Source organism: Johannesbaptistia floridana (assembly GCF_057440575.1).
Window position 1 is genome coordinate 1 of record NZ_JALKVM010000116.1, and the last position, 21,045, is coordinate 21,045.

Here is a 21,045-nt window from a genome sequence, read left to right on the forward strand (position 1 = left end):
AAAGGGCGCAAGCCTCTGGGAAAGGGCGCAAGCCTCTGGGAAAGGGCGCAAGCCTTGCGCCCCTACTACCTCAGCAGAGATAAAAAAGCTATATCTTTGTTATTAACTTGCCAAAAAATGGGAATTATAAATAATAGAGCATGATTGAGCAAATTAATTATGACTATAGATAGAGACTATAAACTATTACAAGAAAGAATCAGAAAATTAAGGCAAAGAAAATCTCGGAATAAAATGATAATGTTAATTACTCTATGTTTTTTGGCTGGATTATTAACTTCTACCTATAAAAATTGGAGTAGTATTAATTATAGTGATACTATGATTTCTTTGCAAAAAGCTTTTAACTCCCCAAAAGATTCTTTTCTGATTAAACCAACTTCAAGGGGAGATACCTCACCTATAAAAACAACTGATTTTAATTATATAGATGAAGTTGCATCCCATCTCAACTATCAAGGAGAATCTACCAAAGAATTAGCTAAACTTTTATCTGAATATGCGACTACAGATATAGAAAAGGCACGAATAATTTATAGCTGGATAGCCTATCATATTGATTATGATGTGGAAAATTTTTTACAAGGAACAATTAAGAGTGTAACTCCAGAAGAAGTATTAAAATCAAGAAAAGCTGTTTGTGATGGATATAGTAAATTATATAAAGATTTAGCTGTCAAAATGGGATTATCTGCTATAGTAATCGAAGGCTCTGCTAAGGGTTATGGATATAACTATATTGCCAAAGATAGTTTTAATCAAACTAATCATGCTTGGAATGCAGTAAAAATTAATGAAAGTTGGTATTTAATAGATAGTACTTGGGGAGCTGGATTTATTCAAGATAATAAATTTATGCGGAAGTTTGAGAATTTTTATTTTGCTCCGGCGCCAGAAGCATTAATTTTTAGTCATTTTCCCACTAATTCCGAATGGCAATTGATAAATAGAAAATATACTGAGGAAGATTTTTTAAATTTCCCTAAATTTTCTCCTGATTTTTTTGAATTAAAGTTAAAATTAATCAGTCCTTTTCAAAATAATATAGCTACTAATAATCATACACAAATAATTATAGAAGCTCCGAAAAATATAGTGGCTACAGCTCAATTGCTTGTGAATAATCAAGAATTAGATGCTAAATATCTTGAAATTAATAGAAATAAGAATTTATTAATTATTGATGCTGATTTTCCTGTTCAGGGAAGTTATCAACTAAATATTTTTGCTAAAAATAATCAACAAGAAGGAGCATATCCTCAGATAATGACTTATTTTTTTATAAGTCAGTAAAATCATTTGCTTATCACCACCAGTAACATGTGGTAAAGATGCTTTGGTGTGAGTTTAACGAACCTCCTATAGATTCTCCCTTAGGCGATCTTAGACCAAAGCACCAGTGCAATTGTACTATAGCAATGAGCAAATAGATGTTGACAAAAATGATGAAAAGCCCCCCTTAGTAAGGGGGGTTGGGGGGAAAAGTTTGTGATCAATGTTGTTAACACCACTGCGGTCACTGCTATAAATAGGCCAACAGGCGAGAATCAATTTTTAAGGGGTTAGGATCAATTCTTTAACTCATTACTTCAAAACTCATTACTTATTACTCAACCACCACAAGTAAATGAGTGATAAATATGCAAGATCTGAGGCGATCGCTCCCCCCCTGATTCTCAACTCCCTAATTCTACTCAACTCACATCTTGCACCAGTACAAAAGTACTAAGTCAACCAAGGCAAAAAGTCCTAATAAACAAGTATTAATACTCAGTTAAATTTCAATTTTTTCTCTTTTTCAAAAACCCGCTACCAGTTCTATGGCTAGAGTAACTGGTCGATATCTCTGGCGCCATGAAGAACGCGCAAGATTTTTACTCCGTCGCTAATGGGCTGCTTCTATATTTTTAGCATTAATTCTTTAACTCATTACTTCAAAACTCATTACTCCTTACTCCTTACTCATTACTCAACCACCACCAGTAACATTAGGTAAAGATGCAAGCTCCTCAGAGCCCCAACCTCCGCCTCCGGGGGTTTCAATCACAAATATATCCCCAGGTTGTAAATCAACTGTATCTGTAGCCGACAACAATTCAACAGAACCATCCCGACGTTCCACATAATTTTTCCCTACCACTGCCGCTTCACCACCATTTAAACCAAAAGGAGGGATAACACGGCGATTTGAGAGAATAGAAGCGGTCATACCTGTTAAAAATTTCAGACGACGAATTACCCCATTACCTCCAGAATATAGCCCCTTACCCCCACTATCAGGACGAATACTAAAGCTTTCTAGGAGGACAGGGAAGCGTAATTCTAATACTTCTGGGTCTGTGAGACGTGAGTTAGTCATGTGAGTTTGTACTGCATCTGTACCAGAAAAGTTAGGTCCTGCACCAGATCCCCCACAGATAGTTTCATAGTACTGATAGTTCTCATTACCAAAAGTAAAATTATTCATAGTACCCTGTGATGCAGCCATACCTCCAAGAGCACCATAGAGGCAATCAGTGATTATTTGAGAAGTTTCTACATTACCCGCCACTACCGCCGCCGGATAATGGGGATTTAAAAAACTATTAGGGGGGATAATTATCTCTAGGGGTTGTATACACCCACTATTAAGGGGAATATCATCAGCTACTAAAGTGCGAAAAACGTAGAGTACAGCAGCTTTACACACAGCCGTGGGAGCATTAAAATTATTAGAGAGTTGGGCTGATGTACCAGTAAAATCGATTTTAGCAGTACGTTGTTCTAAATTTACCTTAACTGCTACTTTGATAATCGCCCCATTATCTAACTCACAACTAAACTGGCTATTTTCCTGTAAATTAGCAATAACTTGGCGCACAGATTCTGCGGCATTTTCTTGAATATAATTCATATAAGCTTGTACAGTTTCTAAACCGTAGTTTGCCACCAGATTAGCTAATTCTTTAATTCCTTTTTGATTGGAGGCAATTTGTGCTTGAAGGTCGGCTATATTTTGTGCTAAATTACGTACAGGATATTTACTATTTGTTAAGAGTAATTTTAAATCTTGTTCTTGCCATTTTCCTGCTTTGATTAAACAGAAATGATCGATAAGAATCCCCTCTTGTTCAATAGAAGTACTGTAGGGAGGCATAGAACCAGGAGTCATACCACCAATATCCGCATGATGACCTCTAGAAGCTACATAAAACAGAGGAGATGCAGAATTGAGAAAAACTGGAGTAATTACGGTAATATCTGGTAGATGAGTTCCCCCATTATAGGGATTATTGAGAATATAAACATCTCCAGGTCGAAGAATATCTCCATGGGTATCAATTAAACTGCAAACACTTTCACTCATTGAGCCTAAATGTACAGGAATATGGGGTGCATTGGCTACTAATTGTCCCGCTTGGTCGAAGATAGCGCAGGAAAAATCTAATCTTTCTTTGATGTTGACAGAATGACTGGTATTTTGTAGAGTTGTGCCCATTTGTTCGGCTATAGAACGAAAGAGATTGTTAAAAATTTCTAATAATACCGGATCTGCCTGTTTGATATTTGAAGAAGTAGAATGAGTAAGAGAAGAAGAAGTTTCTACTTGAACAATAATTAGTTCACCGCGATCGCCTACTCTCCCCTCCCAACCAGGTTCAATCATATTAGTTCCTGTAGCTTCTTGGATTAAAACTGGTCCTAGGAGAGAATCTCCTGGTTGTAAATCTTCCCTTTGGAATACTGGAGTTTGATGCCAAGCATTAGCTGTATATACTTGTACTGTGGTTTGGGGAGATAGTGAACCTTGGCGAGGAGTGAGAGAAATTGACTCCTCTAGAGAATGGGTAGGACAAATTAATTCTAAGGCCACTGTTTCTACTACTAGGGGTTTATCAGGGATAATAAAACCGTAGCGTTGTTGATGATCCGCTTCAAATTGAGCTACTATTGCTTTGAGATTGCTAAAATTGACAGGATGAGGGGAATCTGTGCCAGCATATTTAATATGGACTTCATAGTTAAGGGTAATTTGCTTTTCGGTTGTGGTTATTTGTTGGCTTAATTCTGCTTCAGCCTCCCTACGTAAATCTTGGTAAATCTTCTCCAACTCTGGTATGACATCCTCAGTTAATCTCACCTCTACGGTTTTTTCTTTGATAATACGAATATCTGCTAAACCAATGCCGTAGGCAGAGAGTACCCCAGCATAGGGATGAATAAATATTTGTTTAATACCCAAAGCCTCAGCAATTAAACAGGCATGTTGTCCCCCAGCGCCACCGAAGCAACAGAGAGTATAGGAAGAAACATCGTAACCCCTTTCTAAGGAAATCTTTTTGATGGCACTCGCCATCTTTTCTACGGCGATCGCCAAAAATCCCGCCGCTACTTCCTCTACTTGGGAATCATTGCCAATCTCTGCTGCTAATTGAGTAAATTTTTCTTTAACTATCTCTATATCTAGAGGAGAATTACCCTCGGGACCAAAAACTTGGGGAAACAATTCTGCTTGCAGCTTACCTACCAATACATTACAATCAGTAATTGTTAAAGGTCCACCATTACCATAACTTGCAGGACCTGGATTAGCCCCAGCAGAATCAGGTCCCACACGATAACGAGAACCATCAAAGCTAATGATAGAACCTCCTCCGGCGGCAACAGTATGAATAGATAGCATTGGGGTACACATTCTTACCCCTGCTATTTCTGTTTCTAAACTGCGCTCATACTCTCTGGCGTAGTGAGCCACATCTGTAGAAGTCCCTCCCATATCAAAGGTAACAATTTTCTCAAACCCAGCCAGAGAAGAGGTTTTAATCGCTCCAACTATCCCTCCCGCAGGTCCAGAAAGAATACTATCTTTGCCCTTAAATTGACTAGCTTCTACCAATCCCCCATTAGATTGCATAAACATCAACTTAACTGGTAGAGATGCTAAATTATCACCGCCTAATTGGGAAGCAAATTGGGCCACATAGCGCTGTAAAATGGGAGATAAATAGGCATCAACCACGGTGGTGTCTCCTCTAGTGACCAATTTAATTAGGGGACTAACTTGGTGAGAAACAGATATTTGAGTAAAGCCAATTTCTGAAGCGATTCTCTCTACTATTTGTTCATGTCTTGGGTAACGATAGGCGTGCATAAAGACAATGGCACAGCTAGTTATTCCAGCTTGATAAGCTAGTTGTAAATCTTGTTTAACTTGGTCAAGGGGGACTCCGTGTAACTCGTTACCTTGAGCGTCGTAGCGTTCTTGGACCTCAATTACTCTTTCGTACAACATTTCTGGTAGGAGAATTTCTCTAGAGAAGAGATGAGGACGGTTTTGATAGGCAATGCGTAAAGCATCTCGAAAACCTTGGGTAATCACTAGGACTGTGCGATCGCCTTTTTTCTCTAAGAGGGCATTAGTTGCCACTGTGGTTCCCATCTTAATGATTTCTATCTCTTCGGTAGGTATAGCCTGGTCTTTTTCTACACCCAAGATATCTTTAATTCCTTGTAGTGGTGCATCTGGATACTGTTGTGGATTATCTGAGAGTAATTTTTTGATTACTATCTTTCCCTGTGGATTTCTGGCGACAATATCGGTAAAAGTTCCACCGCGATCAATCCAAAATTGCCAGGCTTTACTCATAATATGTTTTCTCTTTACTTTATTTTCATTATGCCAAAACCTACTCGCGGTAAATACTCTCTTTCTTGGTTTTGCTACATTCGTTACCGCTAAATGTTTTTAACTCTTCTAGAATCCAAACGAATACTGTAAACCTATTCACAAAGCGGATGGATATAACTATGCAACATAATAATGGTCCCTCATTTCCTCTCATCGCTAACCTGATGAGAGGTTTAGCGAGAGTCTCCATGAGGGCGGAAAGATGAATCTTGCTCCTCAAGAATTGCCGTGGTATGATGTTCCTGCAAAAGTGAAAGAGCTTTTGAACTTGGCCGCCAATCATTGGGAAAACACGGAACTGTCTACATCGTATATCAATCAAGCAATTGATCAAGCTGATAATAATTTAGATGTCTTAGTCAGCGCCTACCGCTATTTCTTCTATAAAAACCAACCGAATGTTGCACTAGAAATGGCTAATAGAGTTTTAGCTTTGATAGAAGCACAAGAAAAGCTTCCTCAAGATTGGATTCTCAAAGAACCAATCCTGATGGGTCGTCAAGAAGAACCTATAATTAGTTTATACTTGAACGCTTATGCCGCAACTGGTTATATCTTCGCCAAAATTGGAGAGATTGAAAAAGCAAAAGAAGTGAGTGAACGAGTAAAAACTATTGACCCAAACAGTAAATCATGTGCTCAAACTGTTTTTGAAGTATTAACAGCACCACCTGAGGAAGATTAGAAAGAATGGGGGTTAACACCGGTATCTCGGTGCGCACTAGTATTATTGTACTAACTAATCTCAGGAAAAAATCATTTTTGTTGCTTGTTTTGGTGCCTTATATCAAGTTCGGGTGAATACTTACGATAAAAATGAGGTGAGGCACCGAGGCACCGAGTTAGGTATACCTCATGAGTCCTTTGAAATGATATATATTTTTATTTAACATAAAATTAATGTTGGGTTTCATTCTTCAACCCAACCTACAGTTTGAGATACCAAATTTGTACATTACTCCTTACTCCTTACTCAAACACAACCAGTAACTTTGGGTAAAGATGCTTTGGTCTGAGGTAAAGATGCTTTGGTCTGAGCCAAAGGGAACTAAATTTGATTAGGTTAAAGCATTAAAAACGCCTAAAATTTATTAAAAAATAATTAATTTTTGTGATCGTGTTAACTATTGAATATGAATAAAAACATATTTTTATTAAAAAAAAACAAAGATTAACAAACAAATCTTAATTTAATGCTAAAAATAAATTAGATAAACTTAGAATTTAATTTATCTAAAACCGAAATTAAGCAGTTGCATCGCATTAAAAGGAATTAAATGTTAAATCCACAAGAATTTATGCAAAAAATGGAAGCAAGGATGGCATTCTCAGCAGAGGATAAAGCAATCCTCAAAGCCAATGCTGAATGGGGTGCCTCAATTGCTTCGGAGATGGCGGATCACTTCTATGATTATTTGGGAAGAGATTCAGAGATGGATGCGATTATCCAAGAGTCAGAGGGAAGAAGGCATCGTCTTCATGAAACCTTTACCGAATGGTTTAAGGAAATGTTCACAGGTATGGACGATTGGGGTAGTGAATATGCCAATCGCCGTTGGCGGATTGGTTTGATTCATGTAAGAATTGGTATTGGGCCACAACATGTAGTACCAGCTATGGCCACAGTAGTTAGAGAAGCAGAAAAAAAACTGCAAGCCGAAGGAAAAGATAGCGATTTAAAAGACTCACTGAGTAAAATCTGCATGATTGACCTAGCTTATATAGAACAAGCTTATATAGAAGTATCACAAGCGGCAGTTTTAAGAGAAACAGGTTGGTCAGAAGGTCTCTTCCGGCGATTAGTAACCAGTGGCGCGGGAACCATGAAATAGTATAGTCAATTATAAAAAAAGTAGAGGTTATTTACAATGGGAATTAATAGTGAAAAACTCAACAGTATTTTAGACAACTTTGTCTCAGGTACCAGCGATGTACAAGGTGCAGCAGTAGTAACACCAGATGGTTTGAGCTTAGCTTCAAGTCTACCTTCAGGGATGGATGAAGAAAGAGTATCAGCGATGTCCGCAGCCATGCTCTCTTTAGGTGAACGTATCGGTAGCGAATTGAATCGTGGCGGTATTGACAGAATTTACGTAGAAGGAAAGGACGGCTACGGAGTATTAACCAGTTGCGGTGAAGACGCAGTTTTCCTGGTTTTAGCCAGTAAAGCTGTTAAACAAGGACTATTGATGCTAGAAATTAAACGCTCTCTAGAGGAGTTAAAACCAGTTTTGGGCTAATTACAACCTCATGAATTAGGTAGGGAGTTTGATCTTCAAAAATAAATTTGGTATGACTCCCTTTTTCTAGCCTCTAGCGGTATACCTGTAGAAGATAAATAACAAGAGAGAGAATTATGATTCTGACCTCTCAATTTCAAGGAGTTAACAACTATGGAAATTATGCGCCTAGTCATCACTGGACCTGTTGGCGCTGGTAAATCTACCTTTATTCGGACTATTAGTGAAATAACACCAGTAGATACAGATCGCCGGGCAACAGACGAAACTCAACTATTTAAAGCCAAAACAACTGTAGCTCTTGATTTTGGACGGTTACAATTTAATCCTAATATGGCGTTGCATATGTATGGAACCCCAGGACAGGCACGTTTTGATTTTATGTGGGATATTCTGATTCGTAAAGCCCACGGTTATATGTTGCTAGTTGCGGCTAATAAGCCCGGTGAATTTCTGAATGCCCGAAGGATTATTAACTTTATGAATCAAAGAGTAAATATCCCTATGGTGATTGGTTTAACTCATTGTGATTGTTCTGGCGCTTGGCCTGTTGATAATATGGCTTTAGCTTTAGGATTTGTCAATGAGTCAAAGCGACCACCAATAGTAGTTTTAAATGCTACACAAAAAGGTTCAGTTGCCCAATCTGTAATTGTGGTAGTCAAACAGTTGTTACAAAAAAGTAGTATATAGGGAGAATTAGAAATGGCTATTAGCGGTTATCTAGCAGATTTTTCCCTAGCAGAATTGTTTCTTTTCTTAGACCAAGGCCAGAAAACTGGTTTACTAACTCTCAATTTACAAAGGAAAAATCTCCAACCATATTATATTTGGTCTCACCAAGGTAGAATTGTCGCCGCAGCTAATCGTTTAGATGGGTTGGGTTTAACTTCTTTGATGTGTAAACGTAATCTTATAGAAAATAGCGATCAGATAAAAGACGAAGAGATAACTAGACCTTTGGGTTTATCTCTTAAAAGTAAAAGCATCTTAAACGCAGAAGAGTTAAAAATGCTCTTTGGCATTCAAGTAATGCGTACAGTTTGTACACTATTTACTATACAAAATGCCTATTTTGAGTTTACCCAGGTAAAAAATATTCCCCTTGTAGAAATGACCGGGTTAAGCGCTCCTGCTACAGAAATTACTCTAGCAGGATTAAGAGCCCTAAAAGATTGGAGTGCTTTAGCAGAAAAACTCCCTGAACCAACTTCATCTTTGATGAAAACAATTGAGGGAGAACCACATCTACGTCTGAATCACACAGAATTAAAAGTTTGGGAACTCGTTGATGGTAGATTGACTATCGAAAAAATGGCCCCACGTCTAGATTTATCTATCGAAGAATTACAAAGAACGGCTTTTCGTATCATATTAATTGGCATAGCTGACGAAATTCCTCTAGCTGATTCTATTGAATCAGATAATCTGTCTACAGAAGATGTTTCTGAAAGTCTAGACTCATCTTTCCTCGAAGGTTTAGTTGATTTTTTGGATAATGTTTAAGCCAGTTTTAGAAAATTCATTAGAGATTGTCGCATAATCTCTAGGGGAACTGATTTTTTCAACCACATCTGTAAGGCTATAGCCCCTTGTTGCACCAACATCTCTAAACCATCAATAACGATTACCTCTCTTGCTTTTAAACTAGCTAGAAATTTAGTAGGATTGGGTGTGTAAATTAAATCATAGGCTATAGCCCCTGGTTGCACTAAATCAACTAAATCAGGAGTGAGGGGAGATTCACTTATCCGGGGATACATACCAATGGGAGTAGCATTGATTAGCAATTTAGTTGTTGGTAAAATTTGAGCTAATTCTGACCATTGATGCACAGCTATGGGAGTTTTTAACCCTACCTGGGTCCAACTTTGGGCAAATAAGCTTAATTTATCTCGACTACGCCCTACTACCCTGATTTCTGGACACCCTAATTCACTACAGGCTACTACCACCGCCCTCGCGGCACCACCACAACCCAGTATCACTGGGTTAATTTCTGACCAATTACCTGTTAATTTTTGTAAAGGTGCCAGAAAACCAGCAACATCAGTATTGTCACCACTCCAACCCCTAGAAGTACGAGTCACTGTGTTAACAGCGCCTACAAGTCGGGCTAGGGGAGATACCTCTTGACAAAAGGCCATAATCTCCTGTTTATAGGGGATGGTAACATTGAAACCAGTACAACCAATAGCCTCTAAACCAGCGATCGCCTCTGCTAAGGTTTCTGGTTTTACTGGAAAGGGTAAATACACATAATCTACTCCCAAGGCGGTAATAGCGGCATTGTGCATTACTGGAGAGAGAGAATGTTCTACCGGATGCCCAATTACCCCTAGTATTTTTGTTTTTCCTGTAATTATTCCCATGGTTACCTAGAAAAAAATATATATAATTAATAGTAGAGATATTTTACCAGGATTTTTTATATGGCTAATCATCCTCTTAACCAAGATCACAGCACCGCTTGGGTAATTCAAACTTGGCTATCTTTTGTAATTTCCGTAGGGGCCACATCAATAGGTATCATTTATCTCCCAGTAGATGGATGGACTAAAGGATTTATGGGTATGGGATTAGCTTTTTCTGTAGGCTCTACAGTTAGTTTAACTAAAACTCAACGAGACCTCCACGAATCTAAAAAAATACTTAGTAAAGTAGAAGAAGCTAGGGTAGAAAAGCTGATTAGCGAGCATAATCCTCTTAATTAATTATTTTTTACAATAAAAACCTCTTTTTGCTTGACTCTATGATGGGGCGAATTATTTGATTCGTCACAACTCATAGTTGATTCTATACTTTTAGTAAATATTCTTAAAAAATAATTAAGCTTTAAAACTTGGTAATGATAATAGTAGCCATATTTACCACATTTGCTAAGTAAAAGGATTTAAATGAGTAAATAGTCATAAATAAGTTATTCTATGAAAATTGAATCTATAGATCACGAATCTTGTTCAGATAATCCTGATAGCCTAATCACTACTGTGGTGATTAATCAAGTAACTAGTCCATGTATATTGACTAGACTATTGATTGAGGCATTGGGTAAACCAGGCCGCGATAATGACATGGAATTTATGGGAACAGGTGATAGGTGGATCATCAGTTGGACTAAACCAGAGTTAACTAAAGAAGAAACTCGAAAGTTAATAACTAAAGCTATAGAATAATTTAAGAGTTTAGGAAAACAAAATAATTGGTATTAATTGCTAAATTATCATCAATTATAAAAATTATAATAAAGGTAAATATGGTCAAATATAATGTAACTTTAATTAACAAAAGAAAAAATTTTCAAAAGACAATTGAAATTCAAGAAACAGATTCTATACTGGAAGAAGCATCAGAACAGGGAATAAAAATTCCTTTTGAATGTGTCATGGGTGCTTGTTCTACTTGTCAAGGAAAGATAATATCAGGAACAGTAGATCAGTCTGAACAAATGTTTTTAAGTGAAAAGCAAATAGCATCAGGCTATGTCTTGACTTGTGTAGCTAAACCTACTTCTGACTGCATTTTAGAAGTGGAGTTAGATGATTATTTGTAAGCAGGAAACTAAATGAGTTAGAAGAATTGGTGGTCTATTGCTGTCAAAAATTGATGAAAGAACATCAATTAATCAGATGATTAACTTCAATGGGCGATCGCTTATCGTCTTTGTTGATTTCGTTGTTAGATTAAAAATAGTTAAAACTTATTTAGGGCTTGCTGAATAAATCTAGACCTTATAGTAGATAAACTGTAATATTTTATAAATATAAATTTCTCGGTATTATGGGAAAAATTCTATTTTTTGTTACACTTTCTCCCCTATTCCTAGAATGCTAGAATGCCTATTACCTATAATAGGTAAGTTTTGCTTCACGACAAGTACGGTGATAGCCGTAATTATTTTGACTGTACTTTTTGTTGTACAAAATTTATCTTGCCAAACTATAATTATTATATAAAGACTAGCCTTAATTAATTTATAAGAAAACATGATTAATTCGTCCCAAGTGTCATCCCTAGCGGGAAAGATTCTTTATAACAGATACAAAATAATTAAAAAATTGGGAGAAGGTGGTTTCGGACAAACTTTTCTGGCTGAAGATATTCATCTGCCAGAACCAGAATTATGTGTAGTCAAACAACTTAACCCCCCTAGTGTTGACCCTCAAATAGTCGCAAAATGTCAAGATTTATTTAAAAAAGAAGCAAAAGCTTTACAAGACTTAGGTAGACATTCTTCTATTCCTGAACTGAAAGCATATTTTACAGATGAACAGCATTGCTATTTGGTACAAGAATATATAAAAGGCCAGACTTTAGATAAAGTTATGCTAGAGGCCACAGAAGATGATGTAATTAAAATTATCCAGGATGTGGGCAATACTCTCATAGAAGTTCATCAAAATAATAGAATCCATCGAGATATTAAACCAGAAAATTTAATTTTGCGTGATTCAGATAATAAAATTGTTTTAATTGATTTTGGAGTAGTCAAAGAAATTACGACACAAATCATGAATAACCGAAGTGTTATGGTTGGCACATCAGGATATATGTCATTAGAACAAGCTCAAGGACAACCCTGTTATGCTAGTGATATTTATTCTTTGGGTATAGTCGGGATTGAAAAATTAACCAGGAAAAACCCTGTAATTTTGAACTTTGATGAACAAAGAAACATCCATTGGAGAGATGATGTTCCTGTTGGGGTATCAGTTAGTGATAAATTAACTGAAATTCTCAATAAAATGACTCGTTGTTCTCTTAGGGAAAGATATAGTAACCTGCAACAAGTTTTAATAGATTTACAAGCTATCAAAGATACTATCAAAGATGATAAATGTGATGCTTTATTAAATATTTCGGAAAATCCAACGGCAAAAGTAACAACCAACTCTGACAAAAAGGTTGTTAATCAAAATGAGGAGATAAATCATTCAAGCAATAGTAGTCAATCTCAACCCACACAAATCATTAATTCACCCTCACCTATTAAAAAGAAGATACTAATTGCTTTACCGATAATCTTGTTAGTAGCAATAGGTGTAATAATCAACAAATCACCTCAACCTACTCCCTCCTCAGATACAAATACCCCCGAGTCAAATCAAATACAAAAAGATAAAGATAATATAAATTTGCCTTACCAACTTCCCCAAAATCCACATACTCCTTAAATAAACTACGGATGATAAGTAAATCAATCGCTAATTCCATAGAGATTAGCCTAACTATTAGCGCTGAATAATAAAATAAAAGTCTGTAGTAAACCAATAAAGAAACCGAGAAGACCACCAAGGTTGACAATTGCCTGAAGTTCATTTTTAACAATACCCTGGACAGCTATTTCTAACTCTTCTGCTGAAGTAGATTTAACTCTATCTATAATCACCTCATCTATGGCTAAAATAGGTATAGCTTGAGCGACTATTTTTTCTAAATCTTCTTCTAAATAACGTTCTAAAATTAGGGCTAACTCCTGACTAATCACCCCGAGGGAGGTAGTTACGGCATTTGAAGCTTGCAATCTTTTGATAACTAATACAGCTACACTATCCCAGTCTATAGATTGACCGAATTTCTGAATAAATGGCGAGCCCTGTTCTTGAAGATATGTTTGTACACTTTCTCTTACAGTAACACGCAGTTGTTTAACGGTGGATACTGGTAAATTTTGTAGAGAGAGAGTTTGAAACCAGTTAATGAGACGATTACGTATTTCTAGAGATAAAATTAACTCCTGAAGACGGGTATTAGCCATTTCCTTCTCATCTAAACAAAAATTGCGCAGACGAATCAAAGAGTTACGTAAGCCAAAAATATTAGCTACTACCCAATAAGTGCCGCTAGTTTTTTCTTTAAAGCCATCATCTATAACTTGAATATTGCGATCGCTCAAAAAATCTATTAAGGCTTGTCGAATGGTATTAGGAGGGATAACCACATCAATTATCCAATCAGCTAGTTGTTTAGCTTGTAAGTCACTCAATTTAAACTCTAATAAAACCTGGTCAAAAATCTGATTAATTTGAGTTGAGAGAAAATCTTGACGACGAGATAAAGCCTTTAGTAAACGGGGTAAAGATTCACTGAATAAATCTCTCAACACATCTGAGAGTATTTTCGCTGTTTTCTGTTCTTTATCTGCTTTTACTTGAGTTAACGCTGATTTTAACAGCCAGAGAATAGCAGATTGCACTCTTTCTCTTGCCAATAATCTTTTTGCTAATTTTTGTAACTCGTCAGGAGTTAGTAGCGAACCCATGATAGTATCAGCTACTCGTTTAGCCAAACGTTCTTGATTACGGGGGATTAAACCCGGGGTAAATGGCAACCTCTTTTTCCCTATATAGATTGTTCTATAGGGACGGAAAAGCATTTTAATAGCCAAGTCATTGGTAAAATAACCAATAATAGCTCCAGCAACAGGAGGTAGAACCAATTTACCAATTTCAATTAATTCCAATTTTTTAGCGCTTTTATTTTCTATCTTTAATTATTTTACCAAAACCACCGATAGGTTGAAAGCACTGCTACCAGATGAGAGAGAATACTAGATTAATAAGTGTCAAATTTAAGATAAAATAAAGTAAAACCTATTAAGTGATTATGGCTAATTCTTCAATAAAAGTAGGCGATCGCGCTCCAGATTTTACTCTAACTTCTCAGTCTGGGGAATCTATTAAACTTAGTGATTTCACCGGGAAAAAGTCTGTAGTTATCTACTTTTATCCCAAAGATGATACCCCCGGTTGTACCGCTGAATCTTGTGCCTTTCGTGATAGTTATACAGTGTTTCAAGAAGCCGGAGCTGAAGTGATTGGCATTAGCGCTGACTCCCCTGAATCTCATCAGAATTTTGCTAATAAACATAATCTTCCCTTCACTCTCTTGAGTGACACTAATAACCAAGTAAGAAAACTTTATGGGGTGCCTCCCACTCTATTTGTTCTCCCAGGACGTGTTACCTATGTAATTGACAAAGAAGGAATAGTTAGACATATCTTCGAGTCACAACTCAATTTTCAAGGCCACGTTGAAGAGTCATTGAAAACATTAAAAACTATAAGTTAATTGGCTACCAACTTAAGGAGGCACAAGCTAGTTAAGAGGAGGTTTCAGGTTTTTTGGTATTGGTAAAATGCCTGCTAGTTTTTCTGCCTCTGCTGGGTATTTTTCCCTTAGTGCCAAACCTTTTTCCTCTCGATAACTCCCACACTTCCCTCACACTTATCCACCCTGATAACCTTTTTCTTTCTCTCCTAAAACCTAATACCTCCCAATACTGCTCGGTTAAGGAATTTATAATTGTCGGTGAGGATAGTGCAAAGGGCAAAGGGCAAGGGGCAAAGGTTAAGAATTTCAATGAAATCTTGTTTCTAAATTCTAAATTCTAAATTACCCTCACAGAGGCGTTTTCGACACTAACCGAGCAGTATTGTAATACCTCCCACCTACCCAAAATGTTCCCGTTTAAATCAATAGCCGTTAATTTTATGGAAACGTTTTTTTGTAGGATAGTTCATAGAGCACTAAAATTCACTAAACTTAAATTAGTCCACACTCTTCTTGGTAATTGGAGCAAGAAAAAGAGTTAAAACAGGTAAAATCGAACAAAGCAATCGATGCAAATCCTCAAATCAGTATTAACAGAGCTTTTAGAAGCTTTACCATCCTTACGTACCCAAATGTACTTTAAATCCTCCTTAACAGCACTTTCTCATGCTATGGAGGATCAAGTATTAGCCAAAAAAAATAATCGGGGTTTACCACCACTAATTATTGCTAGTTTTCAAAAGGAACGTTTCTACAAGCAAGAAGCAGGTCGTTATGAACGTCTAGGACGATTGAGTGACCAAGTATACATCTTAGCCGCACCAGAAACAAGTTTTGTTAGTGGTTCAGGTATTTATGAAAAAGTTGCCTTTGATTCAAAAGATACTATAGCTCAAGAGTGGCATCTAGTAATTATTGGTGCAGAATATTCCTGTTGTCTAGTCTGTAGAGAACGTCAAAAGTTGCCAGAACAAATAGATGCCGAACTGGTGGATAATAGTAGACGTTTTGAAGGAATATTCACCTTTGATAAACAAGTAACTCTAACATCAGCGTCAATCTTATTAGAACGTATATCAATATACAGAAAAGATTTAAAAGCAAAAGTTAATCGAGCTAGAAAAACTTACTTAGAACCAAATACTGTAAGTAAAAACAAATTAATCCCCGCTAATTTCGATAAAACCCAAATAGATCCGTTTGTACAGCGCCTAGTAACTTATTTACAAGCAAGTCAGTATAAACTACAAAAAACTAATCGCTTTTTAGCAACAAAGGAAAAAAAAGAGAGATTACTTAACTCAATTATCGGCGCCATCAGAAAATCACTAAATCCAGAAGAAATTTTACAAGTAGCCGTAGAAAAACTAGGAGAAGGTTTGGGGGTTTGTCGTTGTCTAGTTTACCGTTGCCAAGAAAATGACCTTAACACCAAAATTAAACACGAGTTTATTAAGGATGGGGTAATCTCGCTTAAAGGCAAAAGTTGGCCCCTAAAAAATAATCCTTTGTTTGAAGAAGTACTGGAGTTGAGAGATACCCTAACTATAGAAGATACTAAACAAGACCCACGTATTCAAAATAAAATTAAAAATTTAGTTGAGAGTTGTTCTATTTTCTCCTGGCTACTAGTACCACTTATTTATCAGGGAAGATTGTTAGGGATGATGGAGTTACACCATTGTGGTCCAGAAACAACTACTTGGAAGCCAGAAGATTTAGCTTTAGTAGATACAGTGGCAACTCAAATCAGTGTAGCTCTAATTCAAGCAGAAAGCTACGCTAATCTAGAAGAATTAAATGAACAATTAGAAGCGTTAGACCGTACACGTTCTAATCTGGTGGCAATTACGGGACATGAATTACGTACTCCTCTATCAACTATTCAAGTCTGTTTAGAAAGTTTGGCTTCGGAACCTGATATGTCTCCAAACCTACGACAAGTAATGCTGAATACAGCTTTACAAGATGCCGAAAGAATGCGCAAGTTAGTACAAGATTTTTTGACCCTGTCACAGTTAGAGAGTGGTAGAGTAGATTGGAATCCAGAAGCTATCTCTTTAGCAGAATGTGTGGAATTATCTTTAAGTCACATGCGATCGCGTTCTAGTGAGGATAATATCCCACAAGTTAAAAACCTAGTTACCTTAGATGTCCCCCTAGTTCGTGTGGATGGAGAATGGTTAGTAGAGGTATTGGCAAAACTTCTAGATAATGCTTGTAAATTTACTGGTGGTGAAGGTCAAGTAACTATTCAAGTCAGTCGATATAATCCTGATAATTTAGAAGTAATTGTCTCAGATACAGGCAGAGGCATTGAACCAAATCTTCTCAATCAAGTATTTGACCGTTTTTATCAAGCAGAGGGTGCTTTGAGAAGAAGTACAGGGGGAACTGGTTTAGGGTTAGCTATTTGCCGTCAAATAGTTAACAATTGGGGGGGAGAAATTTGGGCAGAATCTTCGGGAAAAAATCAAGGCAGTCAATTTCATTTTACTATTCCGATTTTTGAACCAAATTCTGAGAATAACAACCACAAAACTGTCAATTCTCAGTCTAACAAACGTAAAAGTAGTAGTAAGAAGAACTAGAGATAGATAAAGACTGTCTTGCTTTGCGTTAAACTAAGAGTAAGAAGATAATTTATACTTTTTTTACGCTATAGATAATGGTTAAAGATTCAAAAAAACAATTTCCTGTTAATAAATCTGATGAAGAATGGAGTAAAATACTCACACCGGAACAATACCAAGTTTTAAGAAAACATGGCACAGAAAGAGCTTTTACCAGTAAGTTAGATAAAAACTACGAAGCAGGTACCTATGTTTGTGCCGCTTGTGGTCAAGCCTTGTTTTCCTCAGAAACCAAGTATAATAGCGGCACAGGTTGGCCTAGTTTCTGGAAACCAATAGATGGCGCTATCGAAACTTCTATAGATCGCTCCTTGTTTATGACGCGGGTGGAAGTTCATTGTAGCCAATGTGGTAGTCACCTAGGTCATGTTTTTCCTGATGGTCCTAAACCCACCGGGGAACGCTATTGTATGAATGGTGTATCTCTAAATTTTGAAAAAGAATAAATAATAAATAAGGGCATGAGATGCGATAAACTCATACCCTTATTTACTATTACTGTTTAACTGGGATGCTAGGATTCGAACCTAGGAATGGCGAGACCAAAACCCGCTGCCTTACCGCTTGGCGACATCCCATCGCTCTCACAATATATATATTAACATTAAACTCTAGAAAAATGTCAAGATTTTTCTAAAAATTTTTTAAATTATTACTTATTACTTCCTGCTACTCAGAAGTTTCTCATAATCATTTCTTATGCTAGAAAGTATTAATACTTTCTGATTGAACTCAAAACGGTAGGACATGAAATTACTAGAAAAGTTACGGCCAAGAATAAATCATTGGCTAGATTTAAACTCTTTGAGAGTACGGATGACTTTAGGAATTGCCACCCTGTCAGCTTTAGGCTTAGGAGGTGTAGCTAGTTGGATTAGTGTGAGAATGCAGTATATTCTGATTTCTAGTCATAAACAGACAATTGAATACATAGGCGATCGCTTCCCCCACGATGTAGAAATCTACAATCAGATGGTATCTATGGATGTAGCTTTACAAAAAGCTATAGACAATCTCAGCGATGACAATACTATCCTCTGGATTGAAGGTAAAAATAATCAAATTATTGCTAAATCATCAGGATTCAACCCGGCATTACTAACCTTGAGAAATATTCCGGCAATTCCTCGGGTACAATCTTTAGAAAAAAAATATTGGCTGATGTGTGCTTCTCCCATTGAAGTTAATGGAGTCAACCAAGGAACTATGTATATTGCTCAAGATATTACCGGAGAGCAAACTATGTTTAGAGAATTAATAGGCAGCATTTCTCTAGCTACAGCTTTGGGTATAGGCTTGATGACAGGGGCGATCGCCTTTTATGTTTGTTATTCTCTTTCTCCTCTTAAATCTATCAGTCAAGCTACCGCTAAAATAGATCCAGATGGTCTCACTGAAGCTCATTTTCAACTAGAAAAAGCTCCCACCGAAGTTAGAGATTTAGCTGACACCGTTACGGCAATGCTGCTGCGTCTATCTGAAGCTTGGGAGCATCAAAGACAGTTAGTCAGTAATGTATCCCATGAATTGAGAACACCTCTAACTATTGTTTCTGGTTATTTACAAAGTACCCTCCGTCGAGGCGATAATCTCAAACCTCCTCAACGGGAAGCTTTAGAAATCGCCTACAGCGAAGCACAACGTACAATTCAGTTAATGCAAGACTTACTAGATTTAGCTAGGGCTGATAATGGGGGAATGTATTTTAACTTAGAGCAGGTTTTGGTTTATCCTCTAGTTATGGAAATAGTAGAAATGGCTAAACAGTATAGTCATCGAGAAATTATAATTGAAACTATAGATAATCATGCTGAAGAATTAGTAATTAGAGTTGATTCTAAGCGTTTTAAACAAGTATTACTTAATTTAATCGATAATGCCGTTAAATATTCTCCTGAACCAGAAAAAGTAACTGTAAGAATTTGGCAAGAACAAAAAATAGGTAAAATTCAAATTAGCGATCGCGGTTTTGGTATCCCTTTAGCACAACAAGAGCGTATCTTTGAGAGATTTTACCGAGTTGATGAAGCCCGCAACCGTTCCACTGGTGGCACAGGCTTAGGTTTAGCAATTGTCAAAACCTTTGTAGAAGGGATGAAGGGTGACATTTCTGTTACCTCTGAGTTAGGAAAAGGGAGCAATTTTACTGTTAGTTTTCCTGTGGTTGCAGTTCAATCAAAGATGTTAGTGTAGCAATTTACTCAACTTGAACTTGACGCTGAACATTGATTAAAATATCATCATCTCGTTTAAGTTGATATATTCCTTGCCAAACACCCCTTTGTAGATTTCTTTTTCCTACGAAACTTACCCAGCTACGATAAGGTGTTTCTATAGTTTTTTCCTGTTCAATAACAACTTCTCCATTACCTGCTTTCAGTTGGAAATATTCCACATCTCCCTTTAAGACACCATAACTGTGTACCCAAAAAATAATTGCAGGACTATTTTGAGGGATGCTAGTTTCTGTAAATTTCCCTTGCCATAATTCTATTTGTTCTGGAGGTTTAGAGGCAAACCCGGCGCGAATTAAACCTGTAGGTTTATAGGCTAAACTTTCTTCCCAGAGAGGATTTTTATCTACATTACAGCCAGGATTAGGATTAACTCCCACAAAAGGGTCTACTACTTGATTTTGATAGCGTATAGTTAAATGAACATGAGGAAATGAAGCTAAACCAGATGCGCCTACCATTCCTAGAATTGTTCCTTTTTCAACTTTGGTGCCTGGTTTAACCATAATGCTTCCATTACGAAGATGACAATATTGAGTTTCCCATCCATCTCCATGATCGATTACTAATCCATTGCCGCACTCTACACCCTCTACTCCTGTTTTGTCTTCTTGATTTTCTACTAATTTATCAGGGATGCCATCACGCACTCGTAAAACCATACCGCCTGCTGATGCAGTTACAGGAATACCTCTTGCCATTACTGTTAAATCAGAAACACCGAAATCTGTTCCTGTATGAGTATCATAAGTTTGTCTGCCGCAGTTGAAATCAACGGCGGCAGAAGTTGGATCTAAATCAACATAATGAAAAATAAAACAATCGGATTCTAAATCACACTCAACAGGAATAGCAAAATTAGGTGGTGACTCAGCTTTTACAGGAAATAAACTGAAAATTAGGGTTAAACTTAAGGTTAATAGCAAAACATAATAGTATTTTTTCTGTTGGTAGCTCATTGATTTTCTCCCTTTTTTTCTACTTTACGCTTAATAGGAAAAACAACATAGATTTTACCCATGAAAATTCCTGCTTCTTCTTTAACTATTCTTCCTTTGGAAAACGGCGATCATCTCAGCAGGGATGAGTTTGAACAACGTTACGCTAACATGTCTCAGGTTAAAAAAGCTGAATTAATCGAAGGAATAGTTTATATGGCATTATCACCATTTACTGTTGGGTTGCACTTTGTTTAACCCAACCTACAAGCTTATATC

18 protein-coding genes, 1 tRNA gene and 1 pseudogene are annotated in these 21,045 nt (G+C 36.8%); 15 read left to right on the forward strand and 5 right to left on the reverse strand.

From position 1 onward, the window contains the following. Positions 1 to 159 precede the first annotated feature (159 nt). Positions 160 to 1,293, forward strand: a complete 1,134-nt coding sequence (locus tag MW688_RS08360; protein ID WP_486735500.1) for a transglutaminase domain-containing protein — start codon at positions 160 to 162, stop codon at positions 1,291 to 1,293. 676 nt (positions 1,294 to 1,969) lie between these two features. Here MW688_RS08360 and MW688_RS08365 read toward each other — a convergent pair. Beyond that, entirely contained in the window at positions 1,970 to 5,626 is a 3,657-nt protein-coding gene (locus MW688_RS08365; protein WP_486735501.1) for a hydantoinase B/oxoprolinase family protein, read from the reverse strand. A 244-nt stretch (positions 5,627 to 5,870) separates the two neighbouring features. Between MW688_RS08365 and MW688_RS08370 the strand changes: the two genes are divergently transcribed. The 5 genes from MW688_RS08370 to MW688_RS08390 all read left to right on the forward strand — a co-directional run bounded on the left by MW688_RS08370 (position 5,871) and on the right by MW688_RS08390 (position 9,414). Then, positions 5,871 to 6,353 carry a hypothetical protein gene (locus MW688_RS08370; protein ID WP_486735502.1) on the forward strand — a complete coding sequence of 161 codons (483 nt, stop codon included), beginning with the start codon at positions 5,871 to 5,873 and terminating at the stop codon, positions 6,351 to 6,353. Positions 6,354 to 6,945: 592 nt separating this feature from the next. Next, positions 6,946 to 7,500 (forward strand): protoglobin domain-containing protein, encoded by a 555-nt coding sequence (locus MW688_RS08375; RefSeq protein ID WP_486735503.1) that lies wholly within the window; start codon positions 6,946 to 6,948, stop codon positions 7,498 to 7,500. Positions 7,501 to 7,536: 36 nt separating this feature from the next. Next, positions 7,537 to 7,908 carry a roadblock/LC7 domain-containing protein gene (locus MW688_RS08380; RefSeq protein WP_486735504.1) on the forward strand — a complete coding sequence of 124 codons (372 nt, stop codon included), beginning with the start codon at positions 7,537 to 7,539 and terminating at the stop codon, positions 7,906 to 7,908. 153 nt (positions 7,909 to 8,061) lie between these two features. Further along, positions 8,062 to 8,601 (forward strand): GTP-binding protein, encoded by a 540-nt coding sequence (locus MW688_RS08385; protein WP_486735505.1) that lies wholly within the window; start codon positions 8,062 to 8,064, stop codon positions 8,599 to 8,601. Between the two features lie 12 nt (positions 8,602 to 8,613). Beyond that, on the forward strand, positions 8,614 to 9,414 hold the full coding sequence (locus MW688_RS08390) for a DUF4388 domain-containing protein (protein ID WP_486735506.1): 801 nt from the start codon (positions 8,614 to 8,616) through the stop codon (positions 9,412 to 9,414). Here MW688_RS08390 and MW688_RS08395 read toward each other — a convergent pair. Next, complete coding sequence (locus tag MW688_RS08395; RefSeq protein WP_486735507.1) at positions 9,411 to 10,280, reverse strand: shikimate dehydrogenase; 870 nt, start codon at positions 10,278 to 10,280, stop codon at positions 9,411 to 9,413. The two genes, MW688_RS08390 and MW688_RS08395, sit on opposite strands and share 4 nt — an antisense overlap. A gap of 60 nt (positions 10,281 to 10,340) precedes the next feature. Here MW688_RS08395 and MW688_RS08400 point away from each other — a divergent pair, with 60 nt between their 5' ends. The 4 genes from MW688_RS08400 to MW688_RS08415 all read left to right on the forward strand — a co-directional run bounded on the left by MW688_RS08400 (position 10,341) and on the right by MW688_RS08415 (position 13,082). Then, entirely contained in the window at positions 10,341 to 10,622 is a 282-nt protein-coding gene (locus MW688_RS08400; RefSeq protein WP_486735508.1) for a YiaA/YiaB family inner membrane protein, read from the forward strand. A gap of 213 nt (positions 10,623 to 10,835) precedes the next feature. After that, positions 10,836 to 11,084, forward strand: a complete 249-nt coding sequence (locus MW688_RS08405) for a hypothetical protein (RefSeq protein ID WP_486735509.1) — start codon at positions 10,836 to 10,838, stop codon at positions 11,082 to 11,084. A gap of 80 nt (positions 11,085 to 11,164) precedes the next feature. Continuing rightward, the gene (locus tag MW688_RS08410) at positions 11,165 to 11,461 is read left to right on the forward strand and encodes a 2Fe-2S iron-sulfur cluster-binding protein (protein WP_486735510.1); all 297 of its coding nucleotides are present in this window, start codon (positions 11,165 to 11,167) and stop codon (positions 11,459 to 11,461) included. 433 nt (positions 11,462 to 11,894) lie between these two features. Beyond that, complete coding sequence (locus MW688_RS08415; RefSeq protein WP_486735511.1) at positions 11,895 to 13,082, forward strand: protein kinase domain-containing protein; 1,188 nt, start codon at positions 11,895 to 11,897, stop codon at positions 13,080 to 13,082. A gap of 50 nt (positions 13,083 to 13,132) precedes the next feature. Here the strand turns inward: MW688_RS08415 and MW688_RS08420 are convergent, their stop codons facing one another. Continuing rightward, complete coding sequence (locus MW688_RS08420) at positions 13,133 to 14,371, reverse strand: DUF445 domain-containing protein (RefSeq protein WP_486735512.1); 1,239 nt, start codon at positions 14,369 to 14,371, stop codon at positions 13,133 to 13,135. A 143-nt stretch (positions 14,372 to 14,514) separates the two neighbouring features. On the opposite strand from MW688_RS08420, the gene MW688_RS08425 reads away from it, so the two are divergent. The 3 genes from MW688_RS08425 to msrB all read left to right on the forward strand — a co-directional run bounded on the left by MW688_RS08425 (position 14,515) and on the right by msrB (position 18,040). Then, on the forward strand, positions 14,515 to 14,979 hold the full coding sequence (locus MW688_RS08425; RefSeq protein ID WP_486735513.1) for a peroxiredoxin: 465 nt from the start codon (positions 14,515 to 14,517) through the stop codon (positions 14,977 to 14,979). Between the two features lie 551 nt (positions 14,980 to 15,530). After that, positions 15,531 to 17,552, forward strand: a complete 2,022-nt coding sequence (locus MW688_RS08430; RefSeq protein WP_486735514.1) for a DICT sensory domain-containing protein — start codon at positions 15,531 to 15,533, stop codon at positions 17,550 to 17,552. Positions 17,553 to 17,629: 77 nt separating this feature from the next. Further along, the gene (gene msrB / locus MW688_RS08435) at positions 17,630 to 18,040 is read left to right on the forward strand and encodes a peptide-methionine (R)-S-oxide reductase MsrB (protein WP_486735515.1); all 411 of its coding nucleotides are present in this window, start codon (positions 17,630 to 17,632) and stop codon (positions 18,038 to 18,040) included. A gap of 60 nt (positions 18,041 to 18,100) precedes the next feature. On the opposite strand, the gene MW688_RS08440 is transcribed toward msrB, so the two are convergent. Beyond that, positions 18,101 to 18,172 (reverse strand) — tRNA-Gln (locus MW688_RS08440). 169 nt (positions 18,173 to 18,341) lie between these two features. Here MW688_RS08440 and MW688_RS08445 point away from each other — a divergent pair. After that, complete coding sequence (locus tag MW688_RS08445) at positions 18,342 to 19,787, forward strand: sensor histidine kinase (protein ID WP_486735516.1); 1,446 nt, start codon at positions 18,342 to 18,344, stop codon at positions 19,785 to 19,787. A 4-nt stretch (positions 19,788 to 19,791) separates the two neighbouring features. Here MW688_RS08445 and MW688_RS08450 read toward each other — a convergent pair whose 3' ends face one another. Further along, positions 19,792 to 20,787, reverse strand: a complete 996-nt coding sequence (locus MW688_RS08450) for a M23 family metallopeptidase (protein WP_486735517.1) — start codon at positions 20,785 to 20,787, stop codon at positions 19,792 to 19,794. A 60-nt stretch (positions 20,788 to 20,847) separates the two neighbouring features. Here MW688_RS08450 and MW688_RS08455 point away from each other — a divergent pair. Continuing rightward, positions 20,848 to 21,015, forward strand: a pseudogene (locus tag MW688_RS08455) (Uma2 family endonuclease); the annotation flags it as partial. Positions 21,016 to 21,045: the final 30 nt, after the last annotated feature.